This window comes from Levilactobacillus tongjiangensis (genome assembly GCF_003946345.1).
In the GTDB taxonomy this organism is placed as follows: domain Bacteria; phylum Bacillota; class Bacilli; order Lactobacillales; family Lactobacillaceae; genus Levilactobacillus; species Levilactobacillus tongjiangensis.
On sequence record NZ_RHNY01000005.1, the window covers coordinates 23774 to 38761 of the forward strand.

The following is a 14988-nucleotide window of genomic DNA, read 5'->3' on the forward strand; positions in this document are numbered from 1 at the left end:
TTTTCGTGGTATGATAATACAATGAAGTTTATTTAGAAACGGGTGAAACTATGTCGGCGAGTACCGAAGCCTTTTTAATACAAGCACTCTTTATTCTAGGCGCCATCGTAGTGGTGGGTGCCCTGATTGCACTCCTAGTTGCTAGGAGCCAACGGAAGCCCTTGCGACCAATGATGAGTGTCATTCTCTGTGGTGCAGGATTAGTAGTCATTGCGGCATTGCTCAGCACACTCCTCTTCAAGAGCTATGACAATTTTCAGGTCAAGAAGGATCAATACTACGAGATTACCAGCCTGACCAATAATATGCACGCTTCCTTGGCCAGCAGCCGGACGACCAATCAGCCGGTCAGTCCCCAAGCTAAGAAGGCCAGCAAAAATGTGACCTACCTGATCAAGAATTTAAAGCAACCGAAGTCTTCCGTCAGACTTGCTGAAACCGCCCAGCATCAGCTGACACAGGTCAAGCAGCCGGACGTCCAGCTAGTTCGCCACAATTACCGGCAAATCTTACATCACTATTTTGCGCAGTTGACGGATTCCGCTAGTACCCAACAACGACTAACGAAACACGCCTACGATAAAGTTGTGACCTATCACTAAGACCTGCCGACCAATTGAATCTGAAGAAGTAGCGTGGGACCAAAGACAATCAACCAGTAAGCACACTGTTTAGCAAAGTAAACCGAAAGACAAGAAATGGGTCAAGGACAACAGTCCTTGACCCATTTTGCGCTCTGAACGGATATAGCTGAAACATGCAACTAAAGGCAGTCAGCTCCGCTTAACCCCGATAGACAAACAATCCAAGACCGGGATTATTCGCCTATCGACGTTAACGCTCACTGACTAACCGCCTTTGGTCCCCACTCTCTTTTCGTATAAACGAGTTTAGCTATTCTTCTCAATTTGTTGAACGACGTAGTTCACAATCTTCAGGGAACTCAACCCGTCATCAATGGCACAGAAGCGACGATAGAAGTCCATGAATTTAGTATTATCACTCATGTCTGGTGTCTGCAGCTTGGCAGCCACCAAGTCGAGCAACTGGCTTTCGTCGTGAGCGATTTCACCCGGTAAGTCCTTCTCGTAATCGAGGTAGAAGCCCCGCAGTTCATCCTTGTACATGTGATAGTCGTACGGGTAGAACAGAATTGGCCGCTTAAGGTAAGCGAAGTCGAAGAACACGGATGAGTAGTCGGTGATCAACATGTCACTGACTAAGTAAAGGTCGGAAATGTTGGGATGGTTGGAGAAATCAAAGACGACCCCTTCGTACCCACTAATGTCCAACGCATTACTGATCAAGTAGTGCATCCGTAAAACCAAAACCGCGTCCTGGCCAAATCGTTCCCGGAATTCATCCAGGGAGAACGGCAACTCAAACGTGTACTTCCCCTTCTCAGCAAACTGGTTATCCCGATAAGTTGGCGCATAAAGCACGACCTTCTTGTCCAATGGAATTCCCAGTTGTTCCTTTAAAGCCACTACATCGTCCGGCGTACTGTTGATCAGTTCGTCGTTGCGTGGATAACCAACCTTAAGAATCTGGTTGTTGAACCCAAAGGCGGACCGGAAAATCTTCGTGGAGTAGTCGTTAGGCGAAACCAGGGCATCCCACCGGTTAGCTTCACGTACAAAGTTGGCGTGGTACTTGGCCGTTGTGGTGCCAGGCATCGACACATTTTCGATGTCCAGTCCCAGCTTTTTCAGCGGTGTTCCGTGCCAAGTCTGAATGTACGTCACGTAATTGGGCTTACGTACCCAGGATGGGAAGCGGGCATTGCTGATCCAGAAACTCGATTTTTCCAGCGTCCTGACCCACTTTGAGGTCCGGCGAATAACAAACGGAATTCCATTTTCCTTACAGAATTTCTTCTGAACCCGGTCGATCGACCAGACAAAAGTGAAACCCGGATAGAGTTGTGTAAACAACCGATAGATTGCGTATGGGGAATCACTAACCTGACGCCCACCAAAACTTTCAAAGATAATCGTTGGTTGATCGTATGGTCGGTGACCACGCTTAAACAACCGCCGCATCCGAAACAAGTTCGCCTTATCCATCAGCATGGACAACAGCCGCGTGACGCCACCCACTTTGCCGGGCACATTAGCCAAACGCTGTGGTAACGTAGGCGCAGCCATCTCCTGCACACGAATCCCGTTGTCATACCGCTTCTCCAAAATCACTAAGCGGTGACTGCTCGTAATGGCTTGCGTGACTTGACCTGCTAGTGACTTAGCTAACACAACCCGCTGTTCCAGGTCTTCACCATCAACGGTCGACCGGATGAACAGTTGCTGGGTCGTGTTCGCTGCTAAATCAGATAATGGAATGGCAGCGGTGAATAATCCATGAATTCCCATCTTGGTGATGGGCCACTCTGCAGAACTATCCTGCTGCGTATTCTTTAAAACTAACCGTTGATTTTCAATGGGTTGGTTGTTCAAGCGACTGCGGCCAATGACCTGCAACTGATCGTCCTGCAAGTTGATTGCATTAATGGTGAAATCAGATTTAGCCTGTTGCGTATGCATATTGAATAACGCCATTCCGTTGGCATCACTGTTCACCTGATAGAAGCTGGTTAGGGACAGTTGATGGCGGTCACTCAGGTATTCACTTTCCACCTGAATAAGGCCCCGCGTATGCTGTTGCTGCAAATTAAGGTACAACTCCCAACTAAACTCACTCTGCCCTTCCTGAGCAAACTGCAAGTCGTTGGCATCCACGCGAATTCGAACTACTTCAGCACTGACAACCTTGCTGATAGGAAACGTGATGGAGGCCTGGGTCTGCTTTTCCAAGAAGGTGACCGCTAAGTCATCGAATGGTTCTGGGACGTCGATCAATTCAAGTTCGAGTTCCTGTTTATTTTTCTTATGATGTAATCCAGATAAAATCGCACGCACGATGGAAAAACTCCTTAGTAATTAAAAATCAACTGGTTCGGCATCTGTGGAGAGAACGCTGCGTTGGCAGCAAGGTCCACGTACAATTGCGTGTCTGACGTCAACAAGCGACTCAAGACCGCCTGGTAAAAGGCATAAACGTCTGCGAATCGACGGTAGTTGGAGTAGGCCAAGACACCATAGTACGTTTCAGTCGTACTGATGATCGATGTGTGGTCGATGGCTTCTGCTGCCACTTTTTCCTTTTGGCGTTGTGTCATATTGGCCTGTTCTGCATTCTGCTTGGCACCAGAAAATTCAACAGCCGTCATGACAGAGTTTGTACTCAAATTATAAACCTGTTCAACTGGCCGTTCATGACGAACGAAGCGCAAGACCGCTTCTCCCTGTTCATTGAGAATGTAGCTTGTCTGAGCAACCTCGTCAACGACCTTTTCAATGGCCACCACTTGGCCGTCCAAACCATATGTATCCGTCTGAACTAACTGATCGGCCTGATATTGACGCAAAACCATTGGGGTTTCATCATCCAGTTGACGAAGCTCGGCAACCAAGTGACCTTCATTTAAGTAACGTTTAACCTGTTGTTGGTCGTCCGCAAACAGGCGTTCATCGAAGCTAGTTAAATCAGGTGCGTTCCGTTCATCGCTGGTCAGCTTGAGGCCCGACTCGTGACGGAACATATCTGCTAACGTTACCAGCTCAACGTCCGCTACCTGCCGATGCTTCTTGGCCAACCGATTCAAGTATTCCCGAACCAACCAGGAAGCGTCAAAATCAATCAACGCGACCATCACACTCACCCGCGCTCCGCGAGCTAAGGCCTGCAAAAGTTGCTTTGAGAAATTAGGTTTGTGCATCCCGTTCAAGGACGTCACTAGAAAAATAATCTGTTGCATTCGTCTGCCTCCATTACGCGCTCCAAGAAAAAATCCCTAGTCTACGACTAAGGATCATCACCAACACTATTCCTTTTCCTGCCAGTCTTCTTCCTCTGTCAAGCCAAGGTCGTGCTTAATTTTAGTCGTGGAGATGCCTTCCGTCCGTGGTAAGTAAACAACTTCACAGTAATCCTTCAAGAAGTCGAACTTCCCTTTCCAGTCGTCACCCATGACGAAGATATCAATATCATTTTCTTGCACGTCGCGAATCTTTTGGTCCCACGTGGTTTCAGGAATCACGTGGTCAACGTACTTGATGGCTTCCAAGATATACTTACGGTCTTCGTAAGACGTGTAAGCGCGCTTACCCTTCTCGGCGTTAAATTCGTCGGAAGAAACGCAAACGGTTAAATCGTCACCTAAGGCTTTAGCCCGCTTGAGCAGCCGGATATGACCCTTGTGTAATAAGTCGAACGTTCCATAAGTAATTACTTTTTTCATGTAGAATCTCCTACTTTATCTGGTTAATCTCTCCGAACGCTCTCGTCGGAGGTTTTCGCTAAAATTCCAATAACAAACTAAATAGTAGCATATTGAGCCGTGACGTCAACTTCAAACCACAAACGTTAGTCTTTTCTTGAGAAGTTGACCGGTAATTCTGCCGCCGGTTTATCGGGATGTTCCAACCGCCAAATACTGTAAATGTACTGAACGACCGTCTTAACTACCGCATACAGTGGCACCGCTAGAATCATTCCTAGCAACCCAGCTATGTTCCCAGCCGCTAGCAAAATGATAATAATGGTCAGAGGGTGAATCTGGAGGGACCGGCCAATAATGTTCGGATAAACCAAATTACCATCGATCTGTTGCACCACAATCACCACAATAATCACGTACAAGACCATATTCGTACTGATGGTAAAAGCCACAATGAGTGCCGGGAGAATCCCGATGTACGGCCCCACATACGGAATCAAGTTACAGAGTCCGCCAAATACGCCTAGCAACAGCGCGTACCGTTCACCGATCACCATGTAGCCAATCGCCGTAAACGTCCCGACGAATAAGCATTCGAGAATCTGCCCGCCTACGTACCGGGCAATCGTGGCGTTCATCCGGCTCAACAGCTCTGCTGTTTGATCCGCGTGTTTAGCTGGCAACCACCGGCGAACTGCTGGCATGAACCGTTCGCCATCCTTCAACATGTAAAACAGCATCACAGGCACTGTAACGGCCGTGACGGTCACTGTCGTCACGGTGCCAATGATTGTCCCAATTCCGGTTGTTAAGCCGCTCATGAAGCTCTCAGCGTACTTAGACAACGCGCTCTGCAACTGGGTCAAGTATTTGGAGAAATCAACATCCTTAAATAGCGGCTGCTTCATCAGATTTGAAAAAACTGCTTCGCTGGATTTGGCAAAATCAGGGATGTTGCCAATCAGGTTCGTTACCTGAGTAACCAAACGGGGAACAATCCACATACCCCCAGCAACAAGTACCGCCACTAAGAGTAAAAAGACGATAGCAACCGCGCCGGTCCGATTAATGTGAAATCGCCGCCACCGAACCTTCTCCAGGAGCCGAACGATTGGATTCAGGAGATAGAACAATACGCCAGACAACAGCATGGGTGCAAAGATAGTCGAGAGAAAGACGCCAATTGGTGAAAAGAGAAAGCTGATTTGGGTACAGACCCAGATCAATGCCGCGACAATCAGTAATTCAACGGACCAAAACATTAAACGCGAGTTGGCAAACCACTTCATGGGCAAAGTCCTTTCAAGCATAGATGCTAACGGTCAAACAGCTAGATTATTTCTTATGTATTCGTCACAACGTTCAGCAACGTGGTCACTGACCAGCACTGGCATTATTTTTAAAAAAAGGAGCGAGCCACGAATGGACTTGCTCCTGGTGGTACGGAAGACAACTCTTACTGATCATTCGAGCGCCGTAGTAGCTCCTGATACCGTTGATACCAAAGGTCGACATAGGCTTGGGAAAAAGGCCCCTTATGATGATTGATCCAATCGACAAGCGTCAAGACGTTGGCCTTCAAGATGCGGTCCGTCTCTTCACCGTAGTTCCACCGTTGGCTAAAATCCTCATACTCGTCAACGTCGAGTAGGCGTTTTTCACCATCCGGAAAGACCTTCACGTCGAGATCATAATCAATGTATTTAAGTGCCTCTTTATCCAAAACGTATGGGGAAGCCAAATTACAGTAATAAGACACCCCATTGTCTCGAATCATCGCAACAATGTTGAACCAATAATGCTTATGAAAATAAACGATTGCGGGCTCACGTGTCACCCACCGCCGACCATCGTCTTCAGTGACCAACGTGTGGTCGTTGACGCCGATGAGGGCGTTCTCGCTTGTTTTGAGTACCATAGTGTCGCGCCAAGTTCGATGCAAACTTCCGTCGTGCTTGTAGCTTTTGATCGTAATGAAGTCGCCTTCCTTAGGTCCTCTAGCTTCGCGCGTCATGTATAAACCCTACTTTCTAAGTAACGGGTAACTATAAAAATTCACTCAACATTATACCAGATTCGAGCCCCTTTGAATAGGTTCAGACCGATTCTGGTCGACAAATTCCTTGGGTAACAGCTGAACTTACGGTAAACTTAAGTGAATTAACGAGGTGAATCAATTATGGCACAAGCACCACTTAGCAGTTTTGAACCAATGATCCCCCAGGTTGCCGAACTTTTAGCGGATGATGACTAGTTAACGACCTTCTTCAATAACCTCACAATTGGCTATCAACGTGAATGGGCCCGCTACGTATTTGGCGCCAAGGCCGCGGCTACCCAGCAACGCCACATCGCTGATATGCGGTTGATCTTAGCAGCTGGTTACAAATCCAAACGGGCTTACGGCAGCCGACCCCATAAATAAGGAACCCCCTCGGATTAATACCTAAAGGTTGAAAATTTAAAAACTGTTACCAAGCCAAGAATAGTAGGACGTTATCGGCTTAAAACTAGTCTTACCCAGCCACATGCAGCGGTCAGAGATTCCGCCTGCCGTGGGGAACGCCTGCGGCCTGAGAAACGGTCCTTCGGCTCGGTTTGAAGCCTGGAAAAACCGCCAGTCTCCAAACACGTCCCACGCTGTAAGCCGAAAATCGGCTAACACCGTCGACACAGCAGGCTCCACCTCTGACCCCCTCCGGTTAAACGGGTCCTTGGAGACTAAGCTAGCGTACATGCTTGAATAACAGCACTTGCTCAATATTATTGGTGCGCCACTAGGTAGCCGAGAGTGAGTCAACTTTGGACTCAGCCGTGGGATTTTCAAGTGATTTTCTTGAAAATGGCAGCTTGAAGACGTGTTTTACCGCTTCAAGCGAGGGTCAAGACTACCCTTTGACTTGTCCCGTCCTTCCCACCGCGTTCCGGTCCAAATTTGGCAAATGGTAAGACGGCAATTTTTTACTATGTCTGACCCACTCCTGGTTGTATCAGGCATAGTGGGTGTTTCAATACTTTCAACCTTTAGTTAACACTCAAAAACCTCGACGGTTAGCAAGTCACAAGCTAACCGTCGAGGCTTTTTCACGACTATCTGAAAACTTTTAAAGACCATTTAAACTTGCTATACCAACGATATTATCGTACAAGTAGGTAAATTTAGTGTAGCCATCCACCTTATCGGCTTTCAACTATGGGCTGGAACGAGCCGAATACGCCCGACCTCATAGCTGGCGACTCTCAACCCATATAGTATTTCGCTACCAACTGACTTGCTATCAGTCAACTATTATAAATAGCACGTGTAAGACCACTGAATGCGTTAAAACATAATCAAAGCTGGAGGAGGCCAAGGATGTAGCCAGCTGTGGCGGTGGTGTTTGCTGGTGATCTTACCAGCTTACAGCACGGGCGACTTTGGAGACACGTGGTCTTCGTGGCTTCAAATCGAGCGAGAAGCCCGTCCTTCGGCTGAAGCGTCCCCATAGCAGGCGGAATGCCTGGCCTCCTGCGTGCGACAATCACCGCTAACCACTGAATTGTAATGTCTAAACCCAACCGTTAACTGTTCAATTGCCCCGCTTCAAGCAGGTTCCAAATGGAAATGGCAGACGTTTGGGCCAGTTGGTTGGCCCGGTAGTAGTTGGTCAGAAGAATCACACCGTCCTGTCCATCCTTGCTGACCAAACCGGCCGCTTCATACCCGTAAGCCAGCCCGTGTACCCGAATGTAGTTCGGGTACACGTAGGCCCCACCACCATACATGGAGGAAGACCCCGGTGCCAGCAACGTGTTGACATCATTTTGGGGATATAGCTTACCTAACAACATGTTCCGTTCACCAACAAATAAATCATGCGCCGACATGTAAACCTGCCCCGTCCCAAACTGATAAAACATGGATGCCCGGGACTCCGGATAGGCTGAGTCGTAGTTTGTCCCCACGTCAGCCGCATTGTTATTCTGATACCCCTGTGAATACGTCCGCCGTTGGTCCATCCGAAAGACGAAGCCCGTATGGGTCAGATGCCACGGCTGAATGATGTTTTCCGTGAAGTATTGGCGGTAACTCTGTCCGGTAACCTTTTCAATAATCCCTGCCAAAAGCATAAAATTAACCGGTGAGTAGTCCCACTTACCTATTGCCTTGGGATTGCTGATGACGTTACGCAGGATAAAGCGGACCATCCCTCGTTCCGAGTTCAAACTGTCCGGAAAGGCGGTCAACGTCAGGCCGCTCTTCATATCCAGCATATCCCGCAACGTAATCAGATTAGCGCCCCTAATTTGCGGGTAGTATTTGGCCAAATTGTCATTGAGCGACAGTTTGTTAGCAGCAGCCAGCTTCATGATCAGCCCAGCCGTAAAGGACTTCTGTACGGATGCCAACTGGTAAATGCTGTTAACACCATTCTTCTTTTTCTGATTGGCATCAGCATAGCCAAACCCTTTTTGGTAGATCACCTTGTTCTGATGCATCACCAACGCCGTCCCCACAAACCGATTAGCACGCAAGATGGTATCAATTTCCCGACTTGCCGCCGTTTGCTTGGGCACGACTTTCTTTGGGGGCACGACCTTCTTCGGTTGTGGCTTCGGTTTGACCGGCTGTACGACTGAACTGCTCGATGACTCCGGCTGGGCGTCCGAATTGGTTTGACCACTGAACCACCATGCGAGACCCCCACCAAGTCCTAATACCAGCCCCAACGCGATAACTGCCCCCATCGTTTGTCTCCTCATTGCAAGCTCCCCCCTTACTCTTATTCTCAACTAATCGGCCGATTCCCCTAAATCAGCAAGCCATGCGCTAATGTCATCCAGGTTGAAACCCTTTCGGTACAGTGCCTGCTTGGTCTTATATTGACGTTCAGAATGACTCAACGTGCGGTAACGGTGCCACAACTTTTCCCCCTGCTTCACCAGAAGATCATGTTGCTGATCAACATCGGGTTTCAAATCTAACGTAGCCAGCATCTTACTGGCATCATCGTTGTCAAACCCTCGCGTCAGCAACCCCTGACGAATCTTTTGTTGCTGGGTTCCAAACGCCTGACGGTGATACCGTTTCGCCAGCTTCTCAGCTACTGCCGTCCCCACGGCAAGGCGTTCCTCTGGTGTATAAAGGGTCAACGCATCGTCAATGCCTTTTTCACCCACGCCTTTTTGACGTAGGTGCTGGCGAATCACTCGTGGGCCCTTATCCCCGGTGTGCATCACGGTCCGCACGTAGCTGGCGGCGTAATGAGCATCATCGACCAAAACCAATTCCCGTAACTTCTGCAGGGTTAAATCAATGGTTTCTGGTGGCACTTCCAAGTCGGCCAACTTGTCCCTGACCTCTTTTTCGGTTCGTAACTGTTTAGAGAGGTAATCTAACGCCCGGTTATAGGCCTTCGCAACGTTATCAGCATCGACTAGTTGAGCTTCTAATTCCTTATCGACTTCCATGCCTTTAAATAGACTGAAATCAATCAGTACGCTCTCACTCACTGGAAAAGCATATTCTCCGTCAACGTAGACGTTATAACGGCCGCTACGTTTTTGAGCTTCAATCATGGTAATGACGGCCATTAATGTCACATCCTTTTAGAAATTTCGCCGAACAACTTGTGGCTGTTCTTGCAATTATTCTACCAGTTCTCAGGTGCTCGGGGAAAGCGAACAACCAGATTAGTTAGCCAATTAACTTTTCGCGTTGACGATGTCCTGCTATAATTAGCACAACTAAGCAACTTGAAGGAGTGGTCTGATTTGGTAACAGCACACGTAGTCTTTGCCACCATCACCGGCAACAATGAGGACGTGGCAGACATCGTCACGGAAAAGTTAGAAGAACTGGGCTGTCAGGTCAAAGAAACCGAAATCTCTCAGACTGATGCCGCAGAGTTCAAACAAGCTGACATCTGTGTCGTTTGTGCGTACACCTACGACGAAGGATCCCTGCCCGATGAGGGGGTCGACTTCTACGAGGATCTGCAAACGTTAGACCTTAAGGGCAAAATTTATGGCGTCGCTGGGTCGGGAGACACGTTCTATGGCAAGTACTACAACACCACCGTTGACCACTTTGAAGCGGCCTTTCAACAGACCCACGCCACTAGTGGTGCCACCGGCGTCAAGATCAATCTTGAACCCGATCAAGCAGCTATTGACCAACTCGATTTATTTGCAACTCAGCTGGTCAACACCTACCGACAGGGTCACGCGGATTAAATCAACCAACCAGAAACGACTCACAGCGACCTGCCTTGATACAGGTCACTGTGAGTCGTTTTGTTTAAACTGTTAAAGTTCCTATTTTTTAATCTTGGGCCGCACGCCATTCTTCTTCAATCGGTACCGCCGATACTTAAGCAAATTGGGTAATGCCAACGACTTTTGTTCCTGAATCGCCCCAACAATGAGTTCTTGAATGGCAGCATTCAGTACCGCCCCGAACATCAAAATTAGGCCCGTAAAATCTAACCAAAACATCAAGAAAATAAACGTTCCAATCGTTTTGTAGCTATCGATATTGTGGACGAAGTACTTAACGTAAAGTGAGAAGGCTTGCGATAGCAATAACCAGCCTACCGTCGCCACTAGGGCTCCCGGCCACACGAACCGCCACTTTAATTTAGCGCTAGGCACAAAGTAGAATAGAATCATGAGGACCACAAACACCACGAAAAAGGTCAGTGGCCACTTCAATCCGTTGACATAATCTAAGATTGCCGTGGGTAAGTGTAGTAATGGCGTCAATTGTTCCAAAACAATCTGACCAAAACTAAAGAAGATCATTAACACAAACATTAGCGCAATCAGGACAACCATCCAGAAAAACGCCACGATTCGATTGACGATTCCGTTTTGATTTTTCGCAACCCCGTAGGCACTGTTGACCGTTCGTTGAAACGCAGCTACTGCCCGTGAGGACGACCAAATAGAGATGATGACCCCAATGGACAGCACCCCCCCACTTCGATTGTTGAGGAAGGAGTGAATAATGGGTTCCATCATGTCGAAGATTCTCTCCGGCATCAGCGGTTCAATACTATTTAGGACCGTATCCGTCTGAATATCGAGGTACGGTAACAGGCTCGCTAGGACCAGTAACGCTGGGAATAACGACAAGAGGGTATAGTAAGCCAGCACGACAGCCGAGTCGGAAACGTTGGCCATTGTGTAGTGCTTGCTGATGGTTTTAATCACTTGCGTAACTTGTGTTGCGCGCTTGCGCCATTGAATGGCCACTGTTTTCGGCCCCCTTTCGCTTTAGAATGACCCGTAATCCTCAGCGAACTTAAGTGTGCTGATCATTTTTTCCAGCGTCTTGCGACTAAAGCGAACGCGCTTAGCCTGCCGGAATGATTCGATGAAGGTCGCCAGGTCTTGATAGTTACCGACGGCCGTACAATTGTACGCATCATTGGGATTGAGCTTTGTCTTATTGCCGACGACCAGTGAGTTACTGTGATCATACCGGTCGTAGTAGTTGTAATACACTAATGGCTTAACAAAGTCGATAATTCGTTCATTCTTATTTTCTAGTTTCTTATGCATCGTGATTTCACTGTTAATGTAACGCACCAACAGCTTGGAAGAAAGCTCCGACTGGGTAGCTGGGTTACTGATTCCCGTATGCAACGTAATCGATCGCTGTCCCCGCCCTTCCTGCTCAAGGCTCATTGTGTACCCCTGGGTCAGGGATTCGTTCTCTTCTGACAAGTTTGGCAGGAAAAACCGGTCGAGGCGACCAGTCAGCATCTTCGTTGTCTCTTTTTCCTTTTCGCGACTGGACAAATTGACCGCCGAAAAATCATCCAAACTGGACGAAAAAATTTCTTCCGACAAGTCATGGAAAATCATGCCGCGCCAATACTTACTTTCCACGTTAATGACCCCAAATGACGTCACTAACAGATTATCAATCTGCATGACCCGCCAGGAATCACCCTCGTTCATTTCCTGCGTCACAGGATTTTTGACCTTATTAGCAAAGTGAACGTTTCTTAAAATTTTGTAGTCAAAGCGTTCATTCTTCTTTTTTGCGGCTTGATGAATATCCCGCATAATTTCAGATAATTGCTCAGTGGTCTTAATTTCGGCCCGGTCATACGCCGTCTCAGCCATTCGCATTGCCTCCATTGATGGCAGCTTGGATAGCTGCCAAAATCCGTTCTGAAGCGTGACCGTCGCCGTAAGGATTCTCGGCTTGGGCCATTCGATCATAAGCTGCTTGGTCGGACAACAGGCTTTCCATAGCCGTTGTGACCCGTTCTGGGTCGGTACCTACCAACTTCAAGGTGCCATTCTCAACACCCTCTGGCCGTTCCGTACTGTCTCTGAGGACCAATACCGGTTTGTTCAACGAAGGGGCTTCTTCTTGAACCCCACCTGAATCGGTCATAATCAGGAAACTCCGTGCGGCAATGTTGTGGAAATCAATTACGTCCAACGGATCAATCAAATGAATCCGATCCATCCCATCTAATTCCTCGTGGGCCACGCTCTGAACAGCGGGACTCAAGTGAACTGGATAAATCACTTCAACATCAGGGTGTGCCTCAACCACGCGGCGAACAGCCTTTAGCACCGCGTGCATCGGTGCACCTTGATTTTCCCGCCGATGCATCGTCAATAAAATCAAGCGACGGTCAGGATCGACTTGATCCAAAACGGCATGATGATAGTCCGCATCGACCGTCTGTTTGAGCGCGTCAATGGCAGTATTCCCCGTGACAAAGATATGATCGTCAGCGTGAGCCTGCTTTAACAGGTTCTGCCGGGACAGCTGGGTTGGTGCAAAGTACAGGTCACTCAACACATCCGTTAGTTGCCGGTTCATTTCCTCAGGATAGGGTGAATACTTATCCCAAGTCCGTAACCCTGCCTCGACGTGGCCTAACATGGTTTGATGATAGAAGGCACTAACACTGGCCGCAAAAGTCGTGGTCGTGTCTCCGTGGACTAGGACGATATCTGGTTGCGCGTCCTCGATGACCGCATCCAGTTTGGTGAGCACCCGCGTCGTGATTTGGCTCAACGACTGCTTAGGCCGCATGATATTTAAATCATAATCTGGTTTAATTTTAAAGATATCAAGCACCTGGTCCAGCATCTCCCGGTGTTGCGCCGTAACGGCCGTAATCGGGGTGAACTCGGCGGGACGTTGTTGCATTTCTAGGATGATTGGTGCCATCTTAATGGCTTCCGGACGGGTACCAAACACCGTCATAACTTTAATTGGTTTCGTCACAATTCTTCCTCCAGTGGTGTTGATTAGGTCAATTATAGCAGAAGCCCTGCCTTCATGATATTAAATACGAATTTTACCGGCAAATGTGCTAAACTGAAGAAAAAATTTTTACCCTAGACTCAGGTGATGAATGGTTTAAGCTGGCCGCCTATAGTGGTCAGCAGTGGCAGTGGCGTTTGCTGTGGGCCGCTTCAGTCAAAACAGCCCTCACTTTTACACTGCTTTAATGCCACGACCATTCGCGAAGTTCGGCCGTTCATTCGCAGCGCAAGTAATTTGCCGGGTAAGACGTTTCCGCTTCCAAGGCCGTCGCTAGTGGTATCAACGCTTTCAGCTGGCCGAGCATGTGACTCATCGTCGCACAAATTTAAAGGAATTGTCATGGTAAGCCCCCAATAATTGAGGTAAGATAGTAACGTTGTGTGAAAGGAATGTCTGTGATGAAAAAGCTTAGTCTGGTCGTTCCTTGCTATAACGAGGAGGAGTCAATTCCCTTATTTTACCGAACCGTTAGCAAGGTGATCGATTCAATGAACACCCCTACACCGACGGTAACGCCGGAATACATTTTTGTGGATGATGGGTCGAGTGACCACACCTTAAACGAAATGAAAGAGTTACACCAAAAGTATCCTGACACGATCCACTTTCGATCGTTCTCTCGCAACTTTGGGAAAGAGTCGGCTCTCGCTGCCGGACTTCAAGCCACGACCGGGGACGTGGTGGCAGTCATGGATGTCGACTTACAAGATCCACCTGAGTTATTACCAAAGATGCTCGCGTTAATCGAAAACGATGGGTACGACTGTGTTGGGACCATTCAAAAGGAACGTCGTGGCCAAAGTAAGCTGCGGGCCTTCCTATCAACGAGTTTCTATAGTGTTATCAATAAGATTTCGGACGTGCGGATCGAACCAAACGCCCGGGACTATCGCTTGATGACTCGCCAATTTGTTGATACCGTGCTCTCATTGCCTGAGTTCAATCGGTTCTCAAAGGGAATCTTCAGCTGGGTCGGCTACAAGACGACTTACCTAGCCTATGAAAGCCAACCACGTGCTGCTGGAACAACTCATTGGAGTTTGAAGCAATTATTCTCTTACTCAATCGAAGGTATCATTGATTTTTCCAATGCGCCGCTTCGCTTGGCCACCTGGGTCGGCAGTATTTCATTCATCTTGTCGATCATTGGCTTGATTTTTGTCATTGTCCGCGCCCTCACCGTTGGGGGTTCAGTCGCCGGCTGGCCATCACTCGTCGTTATCCTCTTATTAGTCGGTGGGATTCAATTATTCTGCCTGGGGATATTAGGTCAATATATCAGTAAGATTTACCTAGAAACAAAGCACCGCCCACAATACATTGTGCGCGAAGAAAAATAAGACTTACCTGGACCCGAATGCTCGCAGAGTGTTGTGGGTCCTTTTCTTTTGCTTCAAAATAGGCGACCAATTAGTCCCGGTCGTGAATT

General features: G+C 48.1%; 13 protein-coding genes and 1 pseudogene. 4 read left to right on the forward strand and 10 right to left on the reverse strand.

What is annotated here, in order from left to right; genetic code table 11:
• The first annotated feature begins 50 nt into the window (after positions 1-50).
• A complete protein-coding gene (locus EKM75_RS03675; RefSeq protein ID WP_125692245.1) occupies positions 51-602 on the forward strand; it encodes a hypothetical protein in 552 nt (183 codons plus the stop codon).
• A gap of 288 nt (positions 603-890) precedes the next feature.
• On the opposite strand, the gene EKM75_RS03680 is transcribed toward EKM75_RS03675, so the two are convergent.
• The 5 genes from EKM75_RS03680 to ntdP form a co-directional block, all read right to left on the reverse strand.
• Positions 891-2915 carry a CDP-glycerol glycerophosphotransferase family protein gene (locus EKM75_RS03680; RefSeq protein WP_125692247.1) on the reverse strand — a complete coding sequence of 675 codons (2025 nt, stop codon included), beginning with the start codon at positions 2913-2915 and terminating at the stop codon, positions 891-893.
• A gap of 14 nt (positions 2916-2929) precedes the next feature.
• A complete protein-coding gene (locus EKM75_RS03685; protein WP_125692248.1) occupies positions 2930-3814 on the reverse strand; it encodes a hypothetical protein in 885 nt (294 codons plus the stop codon).
• A 66-nt stretch (positions 3815-3880) separates the two neighbouring features.
• The gene (gene tagD / locus EKM75_RS03690) at positions 3881-4297 is read right to left on the reverse strand and encodes a glycerol-3-phosphate cytidylyltransferase (protein ID WP_125683723.1); all 417 of its coding nucleotides are present in this window, start codon (positions 4295-4297) and stop codon (positions 3881-3883) included.
• Positions 4298-4422: 125 nt separating this feature from the next.
• Entirely contained in the window at positions 4423-5565 is a 1143-nt protein-coding gene (locus EKM75_RS03695; RefSeq protein WP_125692250.1) for an AI-2E family transporter, read from the reverse strand.
• Between the two features lie 167 nt (positions 5566-5732).
• Positions 5733-6290, reverse strand: a complete 558-nt coding sequence (gene ntdP / locus EKM75_RS03700; RefSeq protein ID WP_125692252.1) for a nucleoside tri-diphosphate phosphatase — start codon at positions 6288-6290, stop codon at positions 5733-5735.
• 165 nt (positions 6291-6455) lie between these two features.
• Between ntdP and EKM75_RS03705 the strand changes: the two are divergent.
• Positions 6456-6701: pseudogene (locus EKM75_RS03705) on the forward strand (YdeI/OmpD-associated family protein).
• A gap of 1136 nt (positions 6702-7837) precedes the next feature.
• On the opposite strand, the gene EKM75_RS03710 reads toward EKM75_RS03705, so the two are convergent.
• Positions 7838-9019 carry a serine hydrolase domain-containing protein gene (locus EKM75_RS03710; RefSeq protein ID WP_125692254.1) on the reverse strand — a complete coding sequence of 394 codons (1182 nt, stop codon included), beginning with the start codon at positions 9017-9019 and terminating at the stop codon, positions 7838-7840.
• 30 nt (positions 9020-9049) lie between these two features.
• On the reverse strand, positions 9050-9850 hold the full coding sequence (gene recX, locus EKM75_RS03715; protein WP_125692256.1) for a recombination regulator RecX: 801 nt from the start codon (positions 9848-9850) through the stop codon (positions 9050-9052).
• A gap of 180 nt (positions 9851-10030) precedes the next feature.
• Here recX and EKM75_RS03720 point away from each other — a divergent pair, with 180 nt between their 5' ends.
• On the forward strand, positions 10031-10492 hold the full coding sequence (locus tag EKM75_RS03720) for a flavodoxin (protein WP_125692259.1): 462 nt from the start codon (positions 10031-10033) through the stop codon (positions 10490-10492).
• A gap of 81 nt (positions 10493-10573) precedes the next feature.
• On the opposite strand, the gene EKM75_RS03725 is transcribed toward EKM75_RS03720, so the two are convergent.
• The 3 genes from EKM75_RS03725 to wecB are packed head-to-tail and all read right to left on the reverse strand — an operon-like array spanning position 10574 to position 13517.
• Positions 10574-11512, reverse strand: a complete 939-nt coding sequence (locus tag EKM75_RS03725) for a YihY/virulence factor BrkB family protein (RefSeq protein ID WP_125692261.1) — start codon at positions 11510-11512, stop codon at positions 10574-10576.
• Between the two features lie 21 nt (positions 11513-11533).
• Positions 11534-12391: a nuclease-related domain-containing protein gene (locus EKM75_RS03730; protein ID WP_125683708.1), complete on the reverse strand. Its 858-nt coding sequence runs from the start codon at positions 12389-12391 to the stop codon at positions 11534-11536.
• Positions 12384-13517 (reverse strand): non-hydrolyzing UDP-N-acetylglucosamine 2-epimerase, encoded by a 1134-nt coding sequence (gene wecB / locus EKM75_RS03735; RefSeq protein WP_125692264.1) that lies wholly within the window; start codon positions 13515-13517, stop codon positions 12384-12386. Before wecB ends, EKM75_RS03730 begins: the two co-directional genes overlap by 8 nt.
• Before the next feature lie 440 nt (positions 13518-13957).
• Between wecB and EKM75_RS03740 the strand changes: the two genes are divergently transcribed.
• The gene (locus tag EKM75_RS03740) at positions 13958-14899 is read left to right on the forward strand and encodes a glycosyltransferase family 2 protein (protein WP_125692266.1); all 942 of its coding nucleotides are present in this window, start codon (positions 13958-13960) and stop codon (positions 14897-14899) included.
• The last annotated feature ends 89 nt before the right edge of the window (positions 14900-14988 follow it).

Excerpts from the sequence above, each read along its gene's own strand:
- EKM75_RS03675 (WP_125692245.1), top strand. The coding sequence starts at position 51 with ATGTCGGCGAGTACCGAAGCCTTTTTAATACAAGCACTCTTTATTCTA.
- EKM75_RS03685 (WP_125692248.1), bottom strand. The coding sequence starts at position 3,814 with ATGCAACAGATTATTTTTCTAGTGACGTCCTTGAACGGGATGCACAAA.
- tagD (WP_125683723.1), bottom strand. The coding sequence starts at position 4,297 with ATGAAAAAAGTAATTACTTATGGAACGTTCGACTTATTACACAAGGGT.
- EKM75_RS03695 (WP_125692250.1), bottom strand. The coding sequence starts at position 5,565 with ATGAAGTGGTTTGCCAACTCGCGTTTAATGTTTTGGTCCGTTGAATTA.
- ntdP (WP_125692252.1), bottom strand. The coding sequence starts at position 6,290 with ATGACGCGCGAAGCTAGAGGACCTAAGGAAGGCGACTTCATTACGATC.
- EKM75_RS03710 (WP_125692254.1), bottom strand. The coding sequence starts at position 9,019 with ATGAGGAGACAAACGATGGGGGCAGTTATCGCGTTGGGGCTGGTATTA.
- recX (WP_125692256.1), bottom strand. The coding sequence starts at position 9,850 with ATGGCCGTCATTACCATGATTGAAGCTCAAAAACGTAGCGGCCGTTAT.
- EKM75_RS03730 (WP_125683708.1), bottom strand. The coding sequence starts at position 12,391 with ATGGCTGAGACGGCGTATGACCGGGCCGAAATTAAGACCACTGAGCAA.
- EKM75_RS03740 (WP_125692266.1), top strand. The coding sequence starts at position 13,958 with ATGAAAAAGCTTAGTCTGGTCGTTCCTTGCTATAACGAGGAGGAGTCA.